Source organism: Daejeonella sp. H1SJ63 (assembly GCF_029360775.1).
In the GTDB taxonomy this organism is placed as follows: Bacteria; Bacteroidota; Bacteroidia; order Sphingobacteriales; family Sphingobacteriaceae; genus Daejeonella.
Window position 1 is genome coordinate 202654 of sequence record NZ_JARKMZ010000028.1, and the last position, 21944, is coordinate 224597.

General features: G+C 38.2%; 26 protein-coding genes. 14 read left to right on the forward strand and 12 right to left on the reverse strand.

What is annotated here, in order from left to right:
* Positions 1 to 34 precede the first annotated feature (34 nt).
* Positions 35 to 526, reverse strand: a complete 492-nt coding sequence (locus P2W72_RS08805; protein ID WP_276361063.1) for a YajQ family cyclic di-GMP-binding protein — start codon at positions 524 to 526, stop codon at positions 35 to 37.
* An 82-nt stretch (positions 527 to 608) separates the two neighbouring features.
* On the opposite strand from P2W72_RS08805, the gene P2W72_RS08810 reads away from it, so the two are divergent.
* The 3 genes from P2W72_RS08810 (at position 609) to P2W72_RS08820 (ending at position 4146) form a co-directional block, all read left to right on the forward strand.
* On the forward strand, positions 609 to 1109 hold the full coding sequence (locus P2W72_RS08810) for a hypothetical protein (protein WP_276361068.1): 501 nt from the start codon (positions 609 to 611) through the stop codon (positions 1107 to 1109).
* 96 nt (positions 1110 to 1205) lie between these two features.
* Positions 1206 to 3260 carry a polyphosphate kinase 1 gene (ppk1, locus tag P2W72_RS08815; RefSeq protein WP_276361073.1) on the forward strand — a complete coding sequence of 685 codons (2055 nt, stop codon included), beginning with the start codon at positions 1206 to 1208 and terminating at the stop codon, positions 3258 to 3260.
* 4 nt (positions 3261 to 3264) lie between these two features.
* A complete protein-coding gene (locus tag P2W72_RS08820; RefSeq protein WP_276361078.1) occupies positions 3265 to 4146 on the forward strand; it encodes an ethanolamine ammonia-lyase reactivating factor EutA in 882 nt (293 codons plus the stop codon).
* Here P2W72_RS08820 and P2W72_RS08825 read toward each other — a convergent pair whose 3' ends face one another.
* On the reverse strand, positions 4147 to 4776 hold the full coding sequence (locus tag P2W72_RS08825) for a phosphatase PAP2-related protein (RefSeq protein WP_276361081.1): 630 nt from the start codon (positions 4774 to 4776) through the stop codon (positions 4147 to 4149).
* Between the two features lie 146 nt (positions 4777 to 4922).
* Complete coding sequence (locus tag P2W72_RS08830) at positions 4923 to 6176, reverse strand: peptidoglycan DD-metalloendopeptidase family protein (RefSeq protein WP_276361086.1); 1254 nt, start codon at positions 6174 to 6176, stop codon at positions 4923 to 4925.
* Between the two features lie 205 nt (positions 6177 to 6381).
* Here P2W72_RS08830 and P2W72_RS08835 point away from each other — a divergent pair, with 205 nt between their 5' ends.
* The 4 genes from P2W72_RS08835 to P2W72_RS08850 all read left to right on the forward strand — a co-directional run bounded on the left by P2W72_RS08835 (position 6382) and on the right by P2W72_RS08850 (position 9671).
* A complete protein-coding gene (locus P2W72_RS08835; RefSeq protein ID WP_276361091.1) occupies positions 6382 to 7539 on the forward strand; it encodes an MFS transporter in 1158 nt (385 codons plus the stop codon).
* Entirely contained in the window at positions 7529 to 7741 is a 213-nt protein-coding gene (locus P2W72_RS08840) for a DUF3820 family protein (protein ID WP_276361096.1), read from the forward strand. The genes P2W72_RS08835 and P2W72_RS08840 overlap by 11 nt, the downstream gene beginning before the upstream one ends.
* Positions 7742 to 7818: 77 nt before the next feature.
* On the forward strand, positions 7819 to 9189 hold the full coding sequence (locus P2W72_RS08845) for an exonuclease domain-containing protein (RefSeq protein ID WP_276361099.1): 1371 nt from the start codon (positions 7819 to 7821) through the stop codon (positions 9187 to 9189).
* A gap of 173 nt (positions 9190 to 9362) precedes the next feature.
* Positions 9363 to 9671, forward strand: a complete 309-nt coding sequence (locus P2W72_RS08850) for a hypothetical protein (RefSeq protein WP_276361101.1) — start codon at positions 9363 to 9365, stop codon at positions 9669 to 9671.
* 50 nt (positions 9672 to 9721) lie between these two features.
* On the opposite strand, the gene P2W72_RS08855 is transcribed toward P2W72_RS08850, so the two are convergent.
* Entirely contained in the window at positions 9722 to 10003 is a 282-nt protein-coding gene (locus tag P2W72_RS08855) for a pyrimidine/purine nucleoside phosphorylase (RefSeq protein WP_276361104.1), read from the reverse strand.
* A 197-nt stretch (positions 10004 to 10200) separates the two neighbouring features.
* Between P2W72_RS08855 and P2W72_RS08860 the strand changes: the two genes are divergently transcribed.
* Complete coding sequence (locus P2W72_RS08860) at positions 10201 to 11223, forward strand: glycosyltransferase family protein (RefSeq protein WP_276361106.1); 1023 nt, start codon at positions 10201 to 10203, stop codon at positions 11221 to 11223.
* Between the two features lie 55 nt (positions 11224 to 11278).
* On the opposite strand, the gene cysM is transcribed toward P2W72_RS08860, so the two are convergent.
* From cysM to trpS, 6 genes are all read right to left on the reverse strand, one after another.
* Positions 11279 to 12151: a cysteine synthase CysM gene (gene cysM, locus P2W72_RS08865; RefSeq protein ID WP_276361108.1), complete on the reverse strand. Its 873-nt coding sequence runs from the start codon at positions 12149 to 12151 to the stop codon at positions 11279 to 11281.
* A 1-nt stretch (position 12152) separates the two neighbouring features.
* Positions 12153 to 12971 carry a serine O-acetyltransferase EpsC gene (gene epsC, locus P2W72_RS08870; RefSeq protein ID WP_276361111.1) on the reverse strand — a complete coding sequence of 273 codons (819 nt, stop codon included), beginning with the start codon at positions 12969 to 12971 and terminating at the stop codon, positions 12153 to 12155.
* Positions 12972 to 13086: 115 nt separating this feature from the next.
* Positions 13087 to 14178 carry a serine hydrolase domain-containing protein gene (locus P2W72_RS08875; RefSeq protein WP_276361113.1) on the reverse strand — a complete coding sequence of 364 codons (1092 nt, stop codon included), beginning with the start codon at positions 14176 to 14178 and terminating at the stop codon, positions 13087 to 13089.
* Positions 14179 to 14383: 205 nt separating this feature from the next.
* Entirely contained in the window at positions 14384 to 15124 is a 741-nt protein-coding gene (gene kdsB, locus P2W72_RS08880) for a 3-deoxy-manno-octulosonate cytidylyltransferase (RefSeq protein WP_276361115.1), read from the reverse strand.
* A gap of 15 nt (positions 15125 to 15139) precedes the next feature.
* Complete coding sequence (locus tag P2W72_RS08885) at positions 15140 to 15754, reverse strand: deoxynucleoside kinase (protein ID WP_276361118.1); 615 nt, start codon at positions 15752 to 15754, stop codon at positions 15140 to 15142.
* 77 nt (positions 15755 to 15831) lie between these two features.
* Entirely contained in the window at positions 15832 to 16827 is a 996-nt protein-coding gene (trpS, locus tag P2W72_RS08890) for a tryptophan--tRNA ligase (protein ID WP_276361121.1), read from the reverse strand.
* A gap of 84 nt (positions 16828 to 16911) precedes the next feature.
* On the opposite strand from trpS, the gene P2W72_RS08895 reads away from it, so the two are divergent.
* From P2W72_RS08895 to P2W72_RS08920, 6 genes are all read left to right on the forward strand, one after another.
* Positions 16912 to 17679, forward strand: coding sequence for a lysophospholipid acyltransferase family protein (locus P2W72_RS08895; RefSeq protein ID WP_276361124.1), 768 nt, complete (start codon positions 16912 to 16914; stop codon positions 17677 to 17679).
* 13 nt (positions 17680 to 17692) lie between these two features.
* Positions 17693 to 17986, forward strand: coding sequence for an Asp-tRNA(Asn)/Glu-tRNA(Gln) amidotransferase subunit GatC (gatC, locus tag P2W72_RS08900; RefSeq protein ID WP_276361126.1), 294 nt, complete (start codon positions 17693 to 17695; stop codon positions 17984 to 17986).
* A 50-nt stretch (positions 17987 to 18036) separates the two neighbouring features.
* The gene (locus P2W72_RS08905) at positions 18037 to 18798 is read left to right on the forward strand and encodes an ABC transporter ATP-binding protein (protein WP_276361129.1); all 762 of its coding nucleotides are present in this window, start codon (positions 18037 to 18039) and stop codon (positions 18796 to 18798) included.
* A gap of 129 nt (positions 18799 to 18927) precedes the next feature.
* Positions 18928 to 19476: a cob(I)yrinic acid a,c-diamide adenosyltransferase gene (locus tag P2W72_RS08910; RefSeq protein ID WP_276361132.1), complete on the forward strand. Its 549-nt coding sequence runs from the start codon at positions 18928 to 18930 to the stop codon at positions 19474 to 19476.
* Positions 19477 to 19559: 83 nt separating this feature from the next.
* Positions 19560 to 19781, forward strand: coding sequence for a DUF2795 domain-containing protein (locus P2W72_RS08915; protein ID WP_002996718.1), 222 nt, complete (start codon positions 19560 to 19562; stop codon positions 19779 to 19781).
* Positions 19782 to 19934: 153 nt separating this feature from the next.
* Positions 19935 to 20045 (forward strand): hypothetical protein, encoded by a 111-nt coding sequence (locus P2W72_RS08920; protein WP_276362192.1) that lies wholly within the window; start codon positions 19935 to 19937, stop codon positions 20043 to 20045.
* Positions 20046 to 20077: 32 nt separating this feature from the next.
* On the opposite strand, the gene P2W72_RS08925 is transcribed toward P2W72_RS08920, so the two are convergent.
* Both P2W72_RS08925 and queA read right to left on the reverse strand, forming a co-directional pair.
* Positions 20078 to 20749 carry a 2-C-methyl-D-erythritol 4-phosphate cytidylyltransferase gene (locus tag P2W72_RS08925; RefSeq protein ID WP_276361135.1) on the reverse strand — a complete coding sequence of 224 codons (672 nt, stop codon included), beginning with the start codon at positions 20747 to 20749 and terminating at the stop codon, positions 20078 to 20080.
* A 53-nt stretch (positions 20750 to 20802) separates the two neighbouring features.
* A complete protein-coding gene (gene queA, locus P2W72_RS08930; protein ID WP_276361138.1) occupies positions 20803 to 21852 on the reverse strand; it encodes a tRNA preQ1(34) S-adenosylmethionine ribosyltransferase-isomerase QueA in 1050 nt (349 codons plus the stop codon).
* Positions 21853 to 21944: the final 92 nt, after the last annotated feature.

Consider the following 21944-nt stretch of genomic DNA (forward strand, 5'->3'; position numbering starts at 1 on the left):
TCCCTGCTCCTCATTCTTCACTTTCACTAAAGAATTAGTTTCTCATGTTAATAAATTGCAGGGGTTGTCCAAAATCATCTCCTCTGCAAAGTGAAATTACAGCCTGAAGATCATCAATTTTTTTACCCTGAACTCTTACCTGATCATCCATGATGGAAGCCTGAACTTTTAGCCCGCTGTCTTTTATTTTTTTAACAATTTTTTTTGCGGTTTCCTTGTCAATACCTTCTTTGATCTTAATTTCTTTTCGAAGCATATTGCCGGATGCATATTGTTCCTTGCCAAGATCCATACTTCCCGGGTCGAGGTTGTGTTTCACCATTCTGGATATGATAGCATCCTGAATGGCTTTCAGACGCATATCATTTTCTGTGATAATGGTAATCTCATTTGTCTTTTTATCAAGTTCCATACTGCTTTTGGAATCGTTGAAATCATAGCGGTTCAGAATCTCTTTTTTTGCGGTATTTATTGCATTGTCGAGGGTCTGACCATCTATTTTGCTTACAATATCAAATGTTGGCATGCTTGAATATCTAATTGGTTAATGCTGAATTTTTTGGTATATTTAGGTTATTACATTATAATCAATCCTAAAAATCAGGAATATGAAGGCAAATAAAGCAAAAACATCCAATAAAGCTGAAAAAAAAGTAGCTAAACAACTTATGAAAAAGGAGTTGGAGACTTCTATTTCAGCTAAATTTCTTGATGCATTGAGAGGCTTGGGGCACGACGCTGAAAAGTTTACAAAGGAAATCAGAAAAACCAGTAAGGAGCTTGCAAAGAAGATTGCTAAAAAATATAAGGACGCGAAAATTGCAGTTGAAGACAAGCTTGAGGGTAATGCTAAAGTTAAGCCATTGAATACTGTTAAAAAGCCTGTATCTGCACCTAAAAAGGTTGTTGCTGCTGCAATTAAGAAAGCAGAAAAGGTTGTTGCAAAGGTTCAGAAGACTACGGTGCCAACAGTTAGGGCCGCTCGCAATAAAAGCATAGCTTCTGCGGCAGCTTCAGCCCCAAAAACTTCGGGCTCGCCCAAAGTACCGGCGGTAAAAAAGCCAGTTGTGAAAAAAACTTCCGGTCCGAAACCCAAATCGGTTGAATAGGATTGTTGCTATATCTTTATTTAATCTGTTATTAATATTTAGTTAACATAAAAATCTGATTTTTATAGTCCCTGACTCCACAAAGGGATTTGTCCGATGCCTAAAAATATTCCGCTTATTAATCGCGAGCTTAGCTGGTTATCCTTTAATGACCGGGTATTGCAGGAGGCTGATGACAGTACTGTCCCTCTTGTTGAACGTATCAGATTTCTGGCTATTTTTTCGTCTAACCTTGATGAGTTCTATAGGGTTAGGGTTGCAACATTGAACAGGCTTTCCAATTTAAATACAAAATCAAAGGAAATTCTGGGGTACAATCCTAAAAAGACACTGAACCAGATTAAGAATATTGTTGTAAAGCAGGAGCGGAAGTTCAATCATTTGTATGAGAATATCATTATAAAGGAACTTGAGCAGCAGAAGATATTCATCATCAATGAGAAACAGCTGAATGTTTCCAGGGGGCTGTTTGTAAGGGAATATTTCAGGGAGAAGGTGCTTTCGACGCTTGTCCCGATTATGATTAACAAAGATGAACCTTTTCCGGAGCTAAAGGACAGGGCCATTTATTTCTTTGTAAGACTGGTTCATCATAAGAATAAAGAAAAGTACAGGTACGCGCTTATTGAAATACCAACAGACGGATCTAACCGTTTTCTTGTGCTTCCTGAGACCAATAATTTAAAGTTTATTACCCTCCTTGATGATATTGTAAGATATTGTCTTGATGATATATTTTTCATTTTCAACTATGATGATATAGAAGCTTATTCCATTCAGCTTACACGTGATGCTGAACTGGATCTGGATAAGCATGTAAGCGATAAATTTATCGATGCGTTGGCTAAAAGTTTGCAGAAGAGGGGAAAAGGCAAACCTATGAGGTTGATGTATGATACAGAAATGCCACTGGATATGCTTACATATCTTGTTACCGAGCTTGATCTGTCTGCCGACGGGCTAATCCCGGGGAACCGTTATCATAATTTCAAAGACTTTATAAGGTTTCCAAACGTTGGTGGTGCAGCTCTTGAATATCCTCCATTGCAGGTTCTTCCGGTTAAGGGTCTCTCCAGTATGAAGAGTATATTTGGTCAGATAGCGATGCGTGATTATCTGGTTAATCTCCCATATCAGTCGTTTGATTACATTATTCATTTTTTAAGAGAGGCAGCCATTGATCCTAAAGTGAAGGAGATCAGTATTACTTTGTATCGTTTGGCTGAAAATTCGAGAGTTATTCATGCATTAATTAATGCGGCAAAGAATGGCAAAAAGGTTAATTGTTTGGTAGAACTTAAAGCAAGATTTGATGAGCAGGCAAATATTTACTGGACCAACAGACTTGAAGAAGAGGGGGTGAGCGTCAATTATGGCATCATGGACTATAAGGTTCACTCCAAAATCTGTCTGGTTAAGCGTTTGGAAAAGGGTAAGTTCTTTTATTATGCTAATCTTGCCACCGGTAATTATAATGAAAAGACAGCAGGTTTGTATTGTGATTATAGTCTGTTCACTGCTAATCCGCTGATTACGGATGAGTTGATTAAATTATTCGACGGTCTTCAGAAGAAGGTGTTTTACAAGGGGTTTGAACATCTTATTGTATCTCCGCTTGAGAGCAGGAAGAAGTTTTACGCGCTGATCGACAAAGAAATAAAAAATGTAAAATCTGCTAAAAAGGCATTCATTATTTTAAAAATGAATAGCCTTACCGATGAGGAAGTTATTACTAAGTTGTATGAAGCCAGTAATGCAGGAGTTAAAATTCAATTAATAATCCGTGGGATGTGCTGCCTTATACCCGGTGTTGAGGGTTTCAGTGAGAATATAGAAGTAATCAGTATCATTGATCGTTTTTTGGAACATGCAAGAGTATGGGTGTTCGCAAATGGAGGAAAAGAAAAGGTATTTTTGTCGTCTGCTGATCTGATGCCAAGGAATTTGGATCATAGGGTTGAGGTCGGATTTCCGGTTCTGGATCCGGATGTGAGAAAAGAGATTCTCGATATTCTTGAAATTCAGTTGAAGGATAATACCAAGGCCAGGGAGATTAATGCTCAGAACAATAACAGATATATCAGAACAAGTTCAAAGGTTAAAAACAGGGCGCAAAAGGATATATATAATTACTTGAAATTTAAAATATAATACATTGAGATACGCTGCTATAGATATTGGGTCGAATGCTGTCAGGTTGCTAATAGCTGATATTACACAGAATGATAAGACAATTTCTTTTAAAAAGAATACATTGATTCGTGTGCCATTGCGTTTGGGGGATGATGCCTTTCTGGATAAAAAAATTTCATTAAAAAAGATTGATGAACTGGTTAAGACCATGGTTGCATTCAGAAATCTTATCGATGTTTATAAGGTTGGGGATTATATGGCTTGTGCAACTTCTGCTATGCGCGAAGCAAAGAACGGAAGTTTGATTGTTCAGAAAATAAAGTCAGAAGCAAATATTGATCTGGAGATTGTAGAAGGGCAGAGAGAGGCCAAGATCATTTATGCAAGTCATATTGAGCAAAGCCTGGATAAGAAAAAGAATTATTTGTACATAGATGTTGGCGGGGGCAGTACCGAACTTTCTATTTTCAGTAATGGCGAAATGATAGCTTCACGTTCATTTAATCTTGGTGGGATTAGAATTCTTGACAATCAGGACAAAGACGAAACCTGGGCAGAGATGAAAGACTGGGTTAAACAGAAAACTCAATCCTACAAAAACCTTTCGGGGATTGGAACCGGAGGGAATATTAATAAGTTATTTCGTATGGCTGACCTTAAAGATGGAAGTCCCGTTAGCTTTGCAAAGCTAAGATCATTGTATCTCTATCTGAATTCCTTTTCATTAAAAGACAGGATCAATGTACTCGGGCTTAATCAGGATAGGGCTGACGTTATTATTCCTGCTTCAGAAATATATCTTAGCGTAATGAAATGGGGCGGTGTTAAGCAGATTTACGTACCCAGAGTAGGTTTGGTAGATGGGATTATCCAGCTATTGATTGATAAAAATTTCGCTGAATAATTAAGATTCAATGATTTTTTTAGACCCTACCCAAAGGAAATAAGTGATAACCGGTGCCATTATAACATCCATGGTATAATGAACGTGCTGAATGAGTACAGCGGCTCCAATAATCAGGGTTGCCAGTAAAGCAAGAACCTTATCAGTTCTTTTTTTCAGACAAAGAAACATCAGAAACATAGCTGCAGTATGTCCGGAAAAGAAGAGGTCTTTAGTTATAAATTTAGGGCCGTAAAACTGATTGGCTATTGGATCATGAATCGGAATTAGATCTGCTGGCGGATTCAGCGGAAAAAGGCCAATTGAAACAAAGCGGGAAAGGTTTATAAGAATAAAGCCCCACAGGAAATTTAAAAATATATGCGGGTCTTGTTTGAATCTGCTGAATGTTAGCAGGGTCATAGACCAGATTACTACAAAAATAAAGAGTGAAAGATCATATGCCGGTATATAAGCAAGTAAATAATCATTAAAGCCTATCCCGTTTCTTTGTTCAATAGCCTGATAAAAGAATGGAAGAGACACAAGAATGAAAGACATTAATATTAATCCGGTTATAAACTTCTTTCTGTAATCAGAATCTTGCCAGTTACTTCTCCACACACTGACTGCTACTCTTGGTTCAGACATCTATTTCTCCTTTTTTTTTAAGCGCACAAAAATACATCTTTAATTTCTTTGTTAAAAGCCCAAAATCGCATTCATTTAATACATGATTTCAGACTTATTTAACTGTGTGATTTATGTTTTATTATGTCTGAAAACTAGTTTTTTTCTTACATGATCCAGCCTGAAGGATTAACCGGAGTTCCTCCTTTCCAGATCTGGAACTGTACCTCTGTCAATCCATCGGTAGGGTCTGTGGCTACGGTTCCGATACTTTGCCTTGCCTGTACCTCCTGTCCGGCAGCTACACTTACATTTTTCAATTTGGAATAAATTGAAAAGTATTCTCCATGCCTGATGATTACAGTATAGGAATTAACAAGAAAGACAACCTTGCTTACCTTGCCACTATAAACTGCTGCAACGTTCGCCCCCGGGTTGGTTTTAATATTTATGCCCGGGTTGAAAATGGTTACATTATTATATTTTTGCTGACCAAAACCAAGTGTTATCACACCCTGAACGGGTTTTTGCATTCTGCCCCGGCTGCCCATAAACGAGGAAGAAAGTTTTGCATCTTCAGGACTTGAGGCAAGGATTGAGGAACCCTTTGCGGCAATTTTTGTTTCTGTAGTTTTTTCTGTAATGTTCCTGGTGCCGGCTTCTTTGGTTTTGAGAGCTGCTGCCTTTGCTGCTGCGATACGGGCCCGCTCAGCAGCTTTTATTTGTTCTTCCCTGATTTCCTTACGAATTGCAGCTTGAATAGCATTGTTTAATGCAGTAGCTTCTTTTTGTTTTTTAGACAATTGCTGTTGAAGTACTTTTTGCTGTTTTGTTAAGTTTGTCAGAATTTTGGATTGCTGAACTTTGTCTTTTCCAAGTGTCTGCTTTTCTGAAATCTGATCGAGGAGGAGTGAACTCTTTTCTTTTTTATTCTGGTCGAGCTTACTGATCTCTCTTTTCAAACTTACCTGGGTATTTTGTATCTCATGAGCTTGTTTTTTTCGTATGCGACCTACCTGCTGTATGTAGCGCAGACGCATGTATGCCTGATTGAAATCATGCGAAGCGAAAATGAACATCAGTTTATTATAGGCACCCTGATTTTTATAGGCGAAAATAATCATTTTAGCATACTGTACTTTTATTCTGTCCAGATTGGATTGTAAGGTCTTTACTTCAGTAGTATTACTGATAATTTTGGTATCCAGTATCCTGATTTCAGTATTTATTGTACGTATCTTTTCTTCCCGAAGACGTATCTGTGTATTTAGCAGGTTGATTTGATTGAGTGAAAGCTTCTTACTGCGGTCAATTTTACTTCTGCTTTTCTTTAGTTGTTCAATTTCCTTATTGATTGTTTCTTTTCGTTTTTTCAGAGCCGCACTGCTCTGTGCGAATACTGTTTCGAAAGAAATAAGCAAGAAGAAAAAGGTTAGGATTTTGAGAAAACGCATACAAACATAATTGCGCCGCAAAACTATTAACAATATCATAAATACAGCCTATATTTCTGAGAATAATCATAATTGATCTCTCTGATTAATATTCAGGGTTTTGGCTTTAATTCTTCTTACTTTTGCCGCGCAGTTCAACTTTATGCTTCCTCAAAGACACCCGATTTATAACATGCAATTTGCTCTGCTTTGTCTGAGTTCATTCCTGTTTTCTGCCAGTTTCAATATGCTGATTCCTGAATTGCCGGCCTATCTGAGTAGTTTGGGCGGGGCAGAATTTAAGGGCTATATCATCGGATTGTTTACGATTACTGCCGGTATTGCCAGACCATTCAGCGGGAAACTGACCGATAGGGTAGGCCGGGTTCCGGTGATGGCCGTTGGATCATTGGTCTGTGTTATTTGCGGCCTTCTGTATCCTTTGCTGACAACTGTTGCAGGATTTTTATGGCTTCGTTTATTTCATGGGTTTTCAACCGGATTTAAACCAACGGCTACAGCAGCTTACGTGGCTGATATTGTTCCGGCAAACCGCTGGGGTGAGGCAATGGGAATACATGGTCTTTGTTTCAGTACCGGCCTTGCAATTGGACCTGCAATAGGAAGTGAATTATATCAAAGAGTTTCCATGAATGCTCTGTTTTATTGTTCATCCCTGTTTGCCTTATTGTCGATAGTCATATTGATGAATATGAAAGAAACGCTTGGCGAAAAGCAAAAATTTCAATTTGCTATGCTGAAGATGAGCAGAAAGGAAATATTTGAAATGCGGGTGCTTCCGGGTGCAATTGTATGCTTCCTTTCTTATTTGAGTTACGGAGCTATTCTGACACTAATCTCTGACTGGGGCAGTCACCTTGGGGTTGCTAATAAGGGACTGTTTTATATGGTATTTACCGTTTCTTCACTTTTAATCCGGTTTATGTCGGGTAAAATGTCTGATCGTATCGGACGGGTAAGTATTATTAAATTTTCTTTGTTTCTGCTTGTAGTTTCCATGTTGCTGGTTGCAATTGCAGAATCAGCTCTGTTCTTAATGTTTGCTTCTGCCGTTTATGGGGTTGCAACCGGAATGCTTTCGCCTGCACTTACAGCCTGGATCATAGATCTCAGCCATCCTGAACACAGAGGAAAGGCGGTAGCAACAATGTATATTGCCCTGGAAGCAGGCATAGGACTTGGTGCATTTGTTGCCGGAGCATTATATATCAGCGATATCAATATGATACCTTTTACGTTTTATCTTGTTGCCGGTCTGACATTGCTTGCTTTGCTGTATTTGGTTTTAATATATAAACCGGGTCCCAAAATTAAGATCAATGAATCCTGAATTACTGAAAGAACTTGTCAGTATACCGATGCCGTATGGCAAGTATAAAGGCAGAATAATTTGCGATTTGCCTGAAGCTTATCTGGTATGGTATCATTCAAAAGGATTACCGGGAGGAAAACTGGGGATGTTACTTGCAACCATGTACGAGATTAAGCTTAATGGCCTCGAATATTTATTAAAGCCGCTGAGAAACAGATAGTCTGTTAAAAAAAACATTGCGCTAATATTTTTAGTATTTCTGATTTGTCTTACATTTGCGACAGAATTAATTCAGGGATGTACGCAATAGTTGATATTGAAACCACAGGAGGCCATGCCAGTGCAAATGGTATAACCGAGATCGCAATTGTCATTCATGATGGGAAGGAAATAAAGAGTACATTCAATTCACTGATTAATCCTGAAAGGCCTATTCCTGTTTATATTCAGGCATTGACAGGTATAAATGATGAGATGGTCAGTTCAGCCCCGGGATTTGCAGAACTGGCTCCACAAATTTATGATTTGTTGAAAGATAAGGTCTTTGTAGCCCATAATGTAAATTTTGACTATTCCTTTATTCATTATCATCTTTTATCTGCAGGATTTCAGCTTCAAAGTAAAAAGCTTTGTACGGTAAGGTTAAGTCGTAAGATTATTCCTGGTCTGATATCTTATAGTCTGGGGAAGCTTTGTAGCCAGGTGGGTATTAAGATCACTGATCGTCATCGTGCCATGGGAGATGCTTTTGCTACAGCAAAACTGTTTTCTATGCTAATTGAGAAAGATATTGAGGGCCATATCGAAAAGACTTTAAATATCAGGTCAAAAGAACAATCATTGCCACCTCATTTGCCCAAAGAGGATATGGAAAAGCTACCGGCAGTTCCCGGTATTTACTATTTTCATGATAAGAAATCAAAAGTGGTTTATGTAGGAAAGGCTAAGGATATAAGGAAGAGAGTGAGGAGTCATTTTGCCAACAATAAACCCGGGAAACAAAAACAGGATTTTTTAAGAGATATACATCATATTACTTTCCAGGAATGCGGTACAGAGCTAATGTCGTTCATTCTGGAGGCAGTTGAGATTAAACGTTTATGGCCTGCCCATAATCGTTCTCTAAAACGATTTGAGCATGCTTATGGCCTGTATGCCTATGAAGATCAAAACAGGTATATAAGGCTTGCAATTGATAAAAAAACCAAATTTTCAAAGCCATATTATACATTTAACAGTATTCTTGAAGGACATAATCTTTTAAGAAATCTTGTTTACAATTTTAATCTCTGTTCTAAATTATGTTTTATTCAAAGGAATAATGATTCATGTATTTCTCTTGATGGACAATTATGCAGAGGGGCATGTGAGCAGTCAGAAGGTCCTGTTGAGTATAATTCCAGAGTTCAGGAGGCTCTGGACCATCTTCGCATGCGCCTGCCTGAATTTTTATTGATTGACAATGGACGGCATTATGAAGAGAAAAGCTGTATTCTAATGGAGCAAGGCCAATTTTATGGGATGGGTTATATCCCAAATGATGTCTCTGATTATTCTGTAAACGAGCTTAAAGTATATCTGACTAAATATCCTGCTAATGATTATATCAGAAATCTGATTATGAACCATGCCTTGCAATTCCCTGAAAAGCTCAGACTGCATTCATAATAATTAAGTACACACATTCGGGAAGTGTAGACAATACTGGTCATTCTGATTACTTGAATTAGCTGATAAGGGGGATTATTAAACAGGAATAATAATTGTATGATTAACTATGATTGCTTTTTTAATAAGCGTATCTTTAATATACATCAATATTCATTTCTAAAAAACAAACCATGAAAAAGCAGATTTACATTTTAGCAGCAATTTTATTTTTAACTCTGGCTGCTCCGGTGGTTAAGGCTAATGATAATAAGTCTAAACCTGAAATAACTGCCAGTCAGATTGCACGTGCCGAAGTAATTCACAAGAGAGTGGAGGAGATCAGAGATTTAGATAAGTCGCAACTCAGTCGTGAAGAACGTAAACAATTACGTAATGAATTGCAGGAATTGAAAAGAGAGGTTAAATCTATGGGTGGAGGAATTTACCTTTCCGTAGGTGCAATCATTATCATTCTGCTGGTATTGATACTGATTTTATAATTTAAAAATAAGGAGCTGACTTTCAAAATCAGCTCCTTATTTAAGTCTGATTATTTGTATTTACATAAGTACGAGCATTGCTCTTCTGTACGTACTTTAAAGGATTGATTGGCATTAATCTCAAAAGACTGCCCTTTTTTAAAGCTTCTCCATTCAGTTGAACCTGGTAAAAGGGCGATAAGTTCACCCTCAATTACATACATGGTTTCATGCATGGATGTGCCAAATTCATATTCTCCTTTTTCAATTACGCCAATAGTAGATTTACCTTCTGCCGATTCATAGGCCAGTGATTTAACAGCACCGCCAAAATATTCATTAATTGCGATCATAAACTTGTTTTATATGCCCACAAAAGTATAAAAATATTTTACCCGGACTTATTTAAGAGTGTAAGTATTCCTTATGCTTAGTAATCAGGATATAGCTTAAAAAAACAAACAAGCACTGAATTTGTATCCCTGAAAGCCGGGCTTTTATACGGATTTTGGTTATTTTTAGCTTTTCAGAGTAATAATAATTCAGTTTGATGAAAATACTTTATGCCATTCAGGGTACCGGAAACGGACATTTAAGCCGGGCCATGGATATAATTCCATGTCTTCAGCGACATGGAGAAGTAGATATTCTCGTGAGTGGAACGCAGGGTGATTTGAGTATTCCTTTTTCAATAAAGTATAAGCTTCGTGGGCTGAGTTTTATTTTCGGAAAGGCTGGAGGGGTTGATCTTTGGAAAACCTGTGTCAAATCCAATGTTCGTAAACTGGTTAAAGAGATTAATGCCTTACCGGTTGAGAACTATGATCTGGTTATCAATGATTTTGAGCCTGTTTCTGCCTGGGCCTGCTCCATGAAGGATATTCCCTGTATTGGTCTGAGTCATCAGGCTGCGGTACTTGCTGAAGAAGCTCCCATACCTGATCAAAGGGACATCATCGGTAAACTAATCCTTAAAAATTATGCCCCCAATACCAGTCAGTATGGTTTTCATTTCAAGAGCTATGAGGAGAATATATTTACTCCGGTTATTCGCACACAGGTGAGAGAACAAAGTATTGAGAATAAAGGCCATTATACAGTTTATTTACCTTCATATGACGACAGAAGGCTAATTGCAAAATTGAGTCAGTTTAGAGATGTTAATTGGGAAGTATTTTCAAAACATAACCACAAGCCCTTTAAGTCAAAGAATGTATCAGTTCAACCTATTCATAATGAGAGATTTATAATGAGTATGGCTCAGTCGGAAGGAGTGCTTTGCGGTGCAGGTTTTGAAACTCCGGCTGAAGCTTTGTTTATGAAGAAAAAGCTTCTGGTTATCCCGATGAAAAATCAGTATGAGCAACAATTAAATGCCGCGGCATTAAAGGAAATGGGAGTACCTGTGATCAAAAATTTAAAAGATAAGTATGATATGGTTATTAACCATTGGCTTGAAAGTAAGAAGATCATTGAAGTTCACTATCCGGATATTACTCAACAAATCATTGATCAGATTATAAATAAACATCATAGTTTACCATTAATCAAATACCTGAGAAGTTCAGGTTGATCATAATATTCAGGGGAAATAATTTCAGATAGTTTTATTCAGCAATCTACACTAATTAACCAAACAGATTACTGCTCAGATATCTGTCACCGCGGTCGCAGGCAATAAAGACAATCAGTCCCTCTTCCAGTTCCTTGGCCAGCCTGATTGCGGCAGATGCTGCACCGCCACTGCTCATTCCTGCAAATATTCCCTCAGTTTTAGCTAGTTTTCTACTCATCTCTGTAGCTTCACTTTCTGAGATGTCCATGATGCGGTCAACGCGGCTTGGTTCAAATATTTTTGGAAGATAAGCTTCCGGCCATCTTCGGATTCCCGGAATGGATGAATCCTCAGTTGGCTGGCATCCAATAATCTGAATGTTCGGGTTCTGTTCTTTCAGAAAACGCGAACATCCCATAATAGTTCCGGTTGTTCCCATAGAGCTTACAAAATGAGTGATCTTATGATCAGAATCTCTCCACAATTCAGGGCCTGTTGTTTTATAATGAGCCAGATAGTTGTCGGGATTGGCAAACTGATTTAACAAAAAGCTCTCACCTTTAGCTGCTTTCTCTTCGGCATAATCCCGGCAAAGTTCTATCCCCTCAAGAAGGGTAACCTTTGCTCCGAAGGCTTCCATTGTCAGAGTACGCTCCCTGGTTGAATTGGAAGGCATAACAAGCTCAATTTCATAGCCAAACATACTGGCAATCATTGCCAGTGCGATGCCGGTATTTCCGCTTGTAGCCTCAATCAGAGGTGTACCTTTTTTCAGATCGCCCCGTTCAATGGCACTTCTTACCATATTTAGTGCTGCCCTGTCTTTTACACTCCCGCCAGGATTATTTCCTTCGAGTTTAGCAAAAATTTTTACAGCTGGATTGGGACTCAGTCTTTGCAGTTCCACCATTGGAGTGTTCCCAATCTGATCAATTATGCCTGCCATGTTAATTGTTCTTTGATTTTTTATCGCTGGAGATCATTACTTCAGCGGTATTGTATACTGAAGATCCCGGAGGAATGCTTTTGGTAATCCAGACATTACCTCCGATGATGCTATCGTGGCCTATAACGGTTTCTCCTCCAAGAATTGTAGCACCGGAATAAACCACTACGTGATCTTCAATAGTAGGATGACGTTTCGTATTGGCCATGCTTTTGTGCACACTTAATGCTCCAAGGGTAACTCCCTGATACATTTTTACATGTTTGCCTATTTTGCATGTTTCTCCAATCACAATACCGGTTCCATGATCTATATGGAAGTATTCATCAATTTCTGCTGCAGGATGGATGTCGATACCCGTTTTTGAATGGGCATATTCTGTGAATATACGTGGGAGTAAGGGAATCTCTAATTTATATAGTGCGTGGGCAAGTCTGTAAAATGTAATTGCATAAAAGCCCGGATAGGTTCTTATCACTTCAAATTCACTTTTTGCAGCGGGATCGCCTTCAAATATGGCTTTTATATCTGTATTCAGTAAGCGGTAAAGCTCAGGGAGCTGCCTGAAAAATTCTTTGGCAAGCTTGGAATTGTCGCAGTTTACACAGGCTTTGGTTGCCTCCATCATACTGCATAGTTCAGCTTCCAGCTTGTTAAATTCCTTTTTTAACTCATCTATAGAGCTTATACTGCGTTTGGATTGCTCAGGGAATAACAAACGAATTAGTTCTAATGCCCAACGGGAAATCTCTTTGTTTGAAGGAACGGCATCAGCGTCCTGCTGCTTCTTGAAAATATGCCTGAAAAAGTCTTCGTTCATTTAATTTATTCCAACAGGAATCTTGTTTTGCGTACTGCAAGTTTAATGAAAAGAATGTTGTTGCTTTGTAAAAACTTAATTAATAAACTTTAGAATCTATCTTAAATTCTATAAATCATCGCGTGAGCTGATGCAGCTCGAAAATTTCTGATGGATTATTTATTCCTTCCTCTGCAAGTACATTTAATATTTTTCTGAATGGTTCAGTATTGCCCGCAATGTTTGACAAGTAAACTATAGAAGTCTTTTTTCGCGGAATATTGACCGAGAATGTACTGAATCCACAGGTGCTTCCTGAGTGAAATAATGCAGGTTCCCCTTTTGTAAAATAGAACCATCCCGGACCGTAATAGCTTTGAGTAAGCTCCTTTATAGAAAAATTTAATTCAGATAAGGCTTGCTGCATATCAATTAAGGTATTATTCCAAATGGCATGGGTCCATTTTTTATAATCTTGCAGGGAGGTATAAACCCCGCCATCACCCTTTACCGCACTTGTTGAACTCTGGTCATTTGCATAAAGTGATTGGTTTTTATCCCTCGCAAAACCCATTGCCCGATTAGAGACAGGCGTCTCTTTCTCATATATCAGAGAATGATTCATTTTTAAAGGTTTAAATATCCTTTCCTTTATGAATTGAGGATAGGATTGTCCGGATATCCTTTCAATAATCAGCGCCATCAATGCGTAGGCAGAATTACTGTATCTGAAATTACTTCCGGGTGTGAAATAGGTTTTATCATCTTTTTTAAGAAGATTCAGTACATCTGCATCCAGAAGCTGAATTCCGGCAGAGTTATCCATGATTTCTTCATAATCAATAATTCCGGATGAATGAGTGATCAGGTGTCTGATAAGTACCTTGCTTCCGATACCTGATGGCAATTCAGGAAGATAACGGTTTACCGGATCGTCGAAGGAAATTTTATTTTCTTTCTCCAGCAGTAATAATCCCATTGCTGTGAATTGCTTGGATACTGAAGCGAGTCTGAAATTAGTATTAGTTTTGATCTTTGTATTTGCATGGGAATCAGCCAGCCCAAAACCTTTATTGTAAATTACTTTACCTGCTGATTCAACATATAGTGCAATTCCCGGTTCTCCGGTTCCAACAATGTTCCTCAACAAAGAGTCGAGACGCTTTTCCGTCTGAGCAAATGCAGATTCTATGATCATGACAAAAAAAAATGCAGGGATATATTTCATCTGTTTATTTTTTGTTTTTTAAAGGTGATTAACCTACCTGCCGGTAGGCAGGCCTGCCTACCGCAGGCAGGGCGATCATGATTTAATAATCATACCCCTGCGGGTTTTGGCAAAATCATGATGGTTTCATCTGAATTGATATTATGTAAGTCAATTTATCAAAATTAATCAGCAAAGTGGTCAAATGGATGGAATTGTAATAGAATCAGGACCCGATAATTGTCAGAATTTTTTGGAGATCTTCAGGTGTATCAATCGCCTGACATTCAAGTTCGGTAACTGCTACCCTAATTCTGTAGCCATTCTCGATCCAGCGTAATTGTTCAAGTGCTTCAGCTTTTTCAAGTGCGCTTACCTTTAATTGAGTAATTTCTGAAAGTGTTTTCTTTCGAAAAGCATAGATACCGATATGCTTATAGAAGGTATGAAGTTCAAGCCAGTTTTCCTTCTTTACCCCTCTGAGGAATGGAATGGTAGAACGACTGAAATAAACCGCTTCCTGTTGTTTATTGACAATCACCTTAGGGGTGTTTTCATTAAACAGTTCATCATAAGAAATTACTTTTTTAACTAAAGTGGCAATGGATGTATCCGCTTTTTCAAAACAGGAGCAAAGCAGATCAATTTGCAGCGGATCAATCAGAGGTTCATCGCCCTGAATATTTACCAGAATGTCAAAATCAGGGTATTTCTGACCTATTTCTCCGCATCGGTCTGTACCGCTTAGATGCTTATCTGAAGTAAGCATTACTTCAGCACCGAAACTCTTTACATGATCGTAAATACGTTTATCATCTGTTGCAACCACAACTTCTGAAAGTGATGAAGACTTAAGAGATTGTTCATAGACTCTCCTGATCATACTTTTTCCGGCAATATCAATCAGAGGTTTACCTGGAAACCGGCTGGATTCATAGCGGGCTGGAATAATGCCAAGAATTTTCATGAGATCTTTATCTGATTAAAATAATCCGTGGATTTCGCGTTCAATACTATTGATTACAAATCCCAGGTCCTCAGGTTTATTTGCAAAATCCAGTTTGTCTTTGTCAAGTATCAGGAGTTTGCCCTGGGTATATGAATTGATCCAGTTAGCATATTTTTCATTTAGCTTGGAAAGATAATCGAGCCGTATCCCTGCTTCATATTCTCTGCCTCTTCTCTGAATATTATTTACCAGGGTAGGGACAGATGCCCTGAGGTAAATTAAAAGATCAGGAGGATTAATGAATGCAGTAATATTCTCAAAAATGGCACGGTAATTATCGTAATCCCGGGAAGTCATTAAACCCATATCGTGCAGGTTCTCTGCAAAAATATAGGCGTCTTCATAAATCGTTCTGTCCTGAATGATATTTCGGTTGGTGCGCTGAAGTTCCAGAATCTGCTGAAACCGGCTGTTCAGAAAATAAATCTGAAGATTAAAGCTCCATCGTTTCATGTCGCTGTAAAAATCTTCCAGATAAGGATTGTTCTCAACAGCCTCAAATTGAGCTTCATATCCAAGGTGTTTTGCGAGCAATTCAGTCAGGGTAGTTTTACCTGCCCCGATATTTCCAACTATAGCAATGTGCATGATGTTTCAGGTATTACATAGTGAAAGGCACTATGCAGGAATGAAAATACTAATTGTTTTTATAAACAGGCTAAGTGTTAAAAACTTTTAAATCCAATGATCTCTCTTACTTCCCTGATTGTTTTTGATGCACTTTCTCTTGCTTTTTCTGCACCAAGACGGGCAACTTTTCTCAAATACGTATGATCATTTGAAATATCATGGATTTTTTCACGGATAGGGCTTGTGGCAATAATCATGTCTTCAGCAAGTTGCTTCTTGAAATCGCCGTACCTGATCTGCATTTTATTATACAGATTGTCAAAATGATTATAAGTGTCTGAAGAAGAGACAATCTTCATCAGATCAAAGAGATTTTGTATTGGTTCAGGTTTTGCCTGGTTTTCTTCTGTAGGGCCTGCATCACTCACTGCTCTCATTACTTTTTTCCGGATTGCTTCAGGTTCGTCAGAAAGATAAACAGCATTGCCTTCACCTTCAGATTTTCCCATTTTACCCTTGCCGTCCAAACCAGGTACTTTTACAAGTTTTTCAGTGAAATTGAATGCATAAGGCTCGGGGAAATAATCAACATTGTACATCCTGTTAAAACGGTTCCCAAAGGTTCTGGCCATTTCAAGATGCTGTTCCTGATCTTTTCCAACCGGAACTTTAGTGGCTTTGTGGATGATTATATCCGCTGCCATCAGAACAGGATAGGTTAAGAGTCCGGCATTAACATTATCCGGGTGTGCCCGCACTTTATCTTTGAAAGAAGTACTTCTTTCAAGCTCACCCAGATAGGCGTTCATATTAAGATAGAGGTAGAGTTCAGCAATTTCCGGAACATCAGACTGGATATAAATGGTTGCTGTTTCGGGATCAATTCCTGCAGCAAGGTATTCAACCAGTACCTGCTTTACATTTCCATGCAGATCTGCCGGAGTTGGGTGTGTGGTCAATGAATGATAATCTGCAATAAAAAAGTAGCAGTTATACTCTTTTTGCATCTGAACAAAATTTCTGACGGCGCCATAAAAATTACCTAAATGCAGTTTACCGGTACTGCGGATACCACTTACAACAGTTTCCATACGCTGCGAAAGTAAGGAATTTTCTCTAAACAGACTGATCCCGGGCACATTAAAAGCTCATCAGAATTTGCTATTTTTGAAATAATGAAGAGACTATTTAAAAGTGTGCACCTTTATTATTTTCAGGTTTTACTGGCTCTTCTCTTTATCAGCCTTTATCCGGTAATATTTTTTTATTCAAAAAGTCCCGTGAAATTTCATGGGATGAACAGGATGCGCTATTTGTTCAGTTACCTGAGTGCCCTGTTTTCCGGATTTATTTACCGTTATTCATTTGAACAAAAAATAGACTGGTCGCGAAATTATATTATTTGTGCAAATCATACATCCAACCTTGATATTACAGCAATTATTCTTCTTGCCAGGCGAAATTATGTGTTTATGGGGAAAGAAGAACTGTTAAAGAATTTTGTTACAGGTATTTATTTTCGTACGGTAGATATTCCCGTAAACCGTGAGAGTAAAATATCTGCTTTTCGGGCTTTTAAGAAGGCTGAAGAGAATCTGAAAGAAGGCAAAAGCGTGGTTATATTTCCTGAGGGAATGATTAGTGATACCTATCCTCCTGCTTTACAGCTATTTAAGAATGGTCCATTCAGGCTTGCCATAGAGCAGGGAATCCCCATACTTCCAATAACAATCGGTAATAACTGGAGTTTAATGTGGGATGATGGAAAGAGATATGGAAGTAGTCCGGGGATTTGCGATATTTGCGTACATGCACCTATAGAAACATTGGGTATGATTAATGCAGACGCCGAGGAATTGAAAAACAGGGTTTATGATATCATTAGTACTCAACTCAATAGTTTTGCAGGCAATAAATCAGCTTTAGGTCAGGTCGAAAATTAAAAATCAGCGAATAATGAAGGTAAATACCGAAACCATAGATAAAATTGCTCATCTGGCAAGATTGGATGTTGAAGAGAAGGAAAAGCAGGGTTTGTTGGAAGATATGAATAAGATTCTGGCATTTATGGATAAGCTGAATGAGGTAGATACTGTAGGTGTTGAACCTCTGGTTTATATGAATGATGAGGTTAATGTCTTGAGGGAAGATATTGTTAATCATGAGATCAGCAGGGAGCAGGCTTTAAAGAATGCCCCTAAACAGGATGGTAAATTCTTCAGGGTTGCTAAGGTTATTAATAAGGCTTAATTCTTTTCTTGTAACAAAGCAGGCATTGCTATAGTCTAAAAATAAAAAACATGGTCCAGAATCCTCTTATTATTTTATCAGACATTGGCAGGAAATATGTAATTGGTGCAGAGACAATTCATGCTTTGAAATCTGTTTCACTGACTATAAACAAAGGAGAATTTGTGGCATTGATGGGCCCATCGGGATCCGGAAAGTCAACACTGATGAATATTCTGGGCTGTCTGGATACCCCAAGTAAAGGGGTATACATACTTAACGGAAACCAGGTCAGTGAAATGACTGACAGTGAACTTGCCGAAATAAGAAATAAAGAGATCGGATTCGTATTTCAGACATTTAATCTTCTTCCCCGCTCTTCCTCTCTTGAAAACGTTGCTTTGCCACTTGTTTATGCAGGTATCGGAAGGGAGGAACGTGAGAGAAGAGCTCTGCATACTCTGGAGAGTGTGGGATTGGGAAACCGGGTACATCATAAGCCAAATGAACTTTCGGGTGGTCAGCGTCAGCGTGTTGCAGTAGCCAGAGCATTGGTAAACAAGCCCTCAATTATGCTTGCAGATGAACCAACCGGTAATCTTGATACCAAAACTTCGGTCGAGATTATGGGTCTGCTTGAGGAGATTCATTCTAAAGGAAATACAATCATTCTGGTAACACATGAGGAGGATATAGCGCAGCATGCCCACCGGATTGTGAGGATGCGTGATGGTTTAATCGAGAATGATTATATCAATCCGCATGTTAAGTCTGTTTCTCCCCGTTTAGCGGAAATGAGATCTAAGGGAACAGATTTTGAGCAAATACAATAGTTAAGCCTTAATTGCGGTGTTTTATGATTCACAGATGACTTATGAATCATGACTTTGGCTTTATTTCTACAGAATAATTATTAATATCGCAGGATCTGAACAATCAGTTATAATGCCAATTGAATTCAAATGAAAATTTATACCAAAAGTGGTGATAAGGGTTTAACTTCCCTGATTGGTGGTACGCGCGTCCCAAAACATGATCTTAGGATTGAAAGTTATGGTACAGTAGACGAACTTAATTCCTATATAGGGATGATTAAGGATCATGATATTGATCAGATTTACAAAGATATACTGAGTGAAATACAGGACAGATTGTTTACTATAGGAGCTTCTCTTGCCTCTGATCCTGAAAAATCTAAAATGAAAATTCCTGATCTGCATTTATCCGATGTCGTCATGCTAGAAAAGCAGATTGATCAGATGAATGAAATTCTACCTGAATTAAAACACTTTGTTCTGCCGGGAGGAACTCAGGTGGCTTCTTTTTGTCATATTGCTCGTTGTGTATGCAGGAGAGCAGAGCGCATTGTTGTGCATCTGAGCAGCGAAAGCTTTGTGGATGAGATGGTGATTATTTATCTTAACAGGCTGAGTGATTACCTTTTTGTTCTTGCCAGAAAGCTTTGTTTTGACCTTGATATTCCTGAGAATCAATGGAATCCGAGAGTTTAAAGTGAGTGTTGAAAATTAATTAATAATCTTATTTAAATTATTATACTTTTGCAAAAATAGTATAAACCAAATTCTAAGAAAATATGTATTGGACTTTAGAATTAGCGTCACACTTAGAGGACGCTCCATGGCCGGCTACAAAAGATGAACTTATTGATTATGCAATTCGTTCAGGTGCACCAGTTGAAGTGATAGAAAACCTTCAGGCACTGGAAGATGATGGCGAACCTTATGAAAATATTGAAGAAATCTGGCCTGATTATCCGACCAAAGATGATTTCTTCTTTAACGAAGACGAATATTAATAGAAAGCCCTGAATTCTAAATCAGGGCTTTTATTTTTTCAAGACCGATATGCGGCATGTTTTGGTGTAGGTTGTATATAATACTAAAACCTAATACTCAAACTACGAATAATTTACGTTATCTGAATAGCTGTTATATTAGTCATAGCCTGGATTTTTAGTGCTTTTGTTTCACCAATAGACGGTAATTTGATTCACATTCTATTGGTTTGTTGTAATTTCAATTTTGCTCCGCATTATCCGCGGAAATGGAATTTAAGCTAAAGTATTAAGCTTTGTGAGAAGGGATTGAATTCTTATTGACGGAAACTCAAATAATACTCTGCAAGCAGAATATCTTCAGGGAACGTTATTTTAATATTTTTGAGTTCACCTTCCGTAAGTTTGACCTGAACACCTGATTGCTCTACAACAGATGCATCATCAGTAAACGCACTGCGATATTCCTGTTTGTAGGCTTTGTTCAGAATTGAAGAGCTGAAAACCTGCGGGGTCTGGATCAGGAATATTTCATCTCTGTTAAGAGGAATAGTCTGACTGCCTTGCTGTTGTCTGACAGAATCTTTTGATTTTACTGCTGCAACGGCACTTCCTGAAATTTCTGCTTCTCTGAAGGTTTTACTTATCAGTTCATTACTTACCAACGGTCTTACGGCATCGTGAATGGCTATTATTGCTTCAGATTTAATGGAGTTAAGGCCATTTTTTACTGAATCAAACCTTTGCTCACCTCCCTTTACCAGGGTATGTGGTATCGTAAACTGAAATGTACTGCACAGCTCTTTCCAGTAATTGTGGAAGTTGTTATTCAGAACCAGGATAATTTCAGGATGAATGTCGGAATGATAAAATGCTTCAATAGTATGCATGATAACCGGTTTCCCGTTCAATAGCATAAATTGTTTGGGAATATCCGACTGCATTCTGCTACCGGATCCACCAGCTACTATGATCGCATAGTATTTCACAGCTGAATCAGGGATGAGAACATGACAGGAGTTCTTAAGCCCATCTCTGATATTTAGATGATGAGCATTGCATCGCCATAGCTATAAAAGCGATATTTTTCTTTTACGGCTACTTCATAAGCATTCATTACATGTTCATAACCTCCAAACGCAGCAACCATCATCAAAAGCGTTGATTCAGGGGTATGGAAGTTAGTAATCATACAGTTTGCAATACTGAAATCATATGGAGGAAATATGAACTTACTTGTCCAGTCGTTAGCAGCTTTTAATTCTCTGTTTGCAGAAACTGCAGATTCAATTGCTCTCATTGATGTGGTACCTACAGCACAAACCCTGCGTTTTTCAGCAATTGCCTTGTTTACAATATCGGCATCTTTTTGCTCAATAATGAATTGCTCAGAGTCCATTTTGTGCTTGGTAAGGTCTTCAACTTCCACTGATCTGAAAGTACCCAGGCCAACGTGAAGTGTTACTTCAGCGAAGTCAACTCCTTTTAATTCAAGGCGTTTCATTAGTTCGCGACTAAAGTGCAGACCGGCAGTAGGAGCCGCAACAGCACCTTCTTTTTTAGCGAAAATAGTCTGATAACGTTCTTTGTCTTCAGCAGTTGCTTTACGTTTAATATATTTAGGAAGAGGTGTTTCTCCCAGAATTTCAATATTTCTTCTAAATTCCTCGTCAGTTCCGTCAAAAAGGAAACGAATTGTTCTGCCTCTTGAAGTGGTATTGTCTACAACCTCAGCAACAAGAAGGTCGTCATCTCCAAAGTATAATTTATTGCCAACCCTGATTTTACGTGCAGGATCTACAAGCACATCCCACAGGCGTAATTCGCTATTTAGTTCACGAAGCAGGAATACCTCAATTGTTGCACCTGTTTTTTCCTTATTTCCATATAAACGGGCAGGAAATACTTTGGTGTTATTTAAAATCATCACATCTTTCTCTTCAAAATATCCCAGGATGTCTTTAAATATCTTATGCTCAATCGCACCGGTTTTTTTATCCAGTACCATCAGGCGTGCTTCATCACGATTTTCAACCGGGTTATGAGCTATTAAAGAATCAGGTAAATCAAATTTGAACTGGGATAATTTCATAATTATGTCTTGTGGATTTCAGGGCGCAAATTTAGCAAAATAAAACTACAAATCTTTAGCCTTAATTCTAAGAATTTTATATTCTGATATTT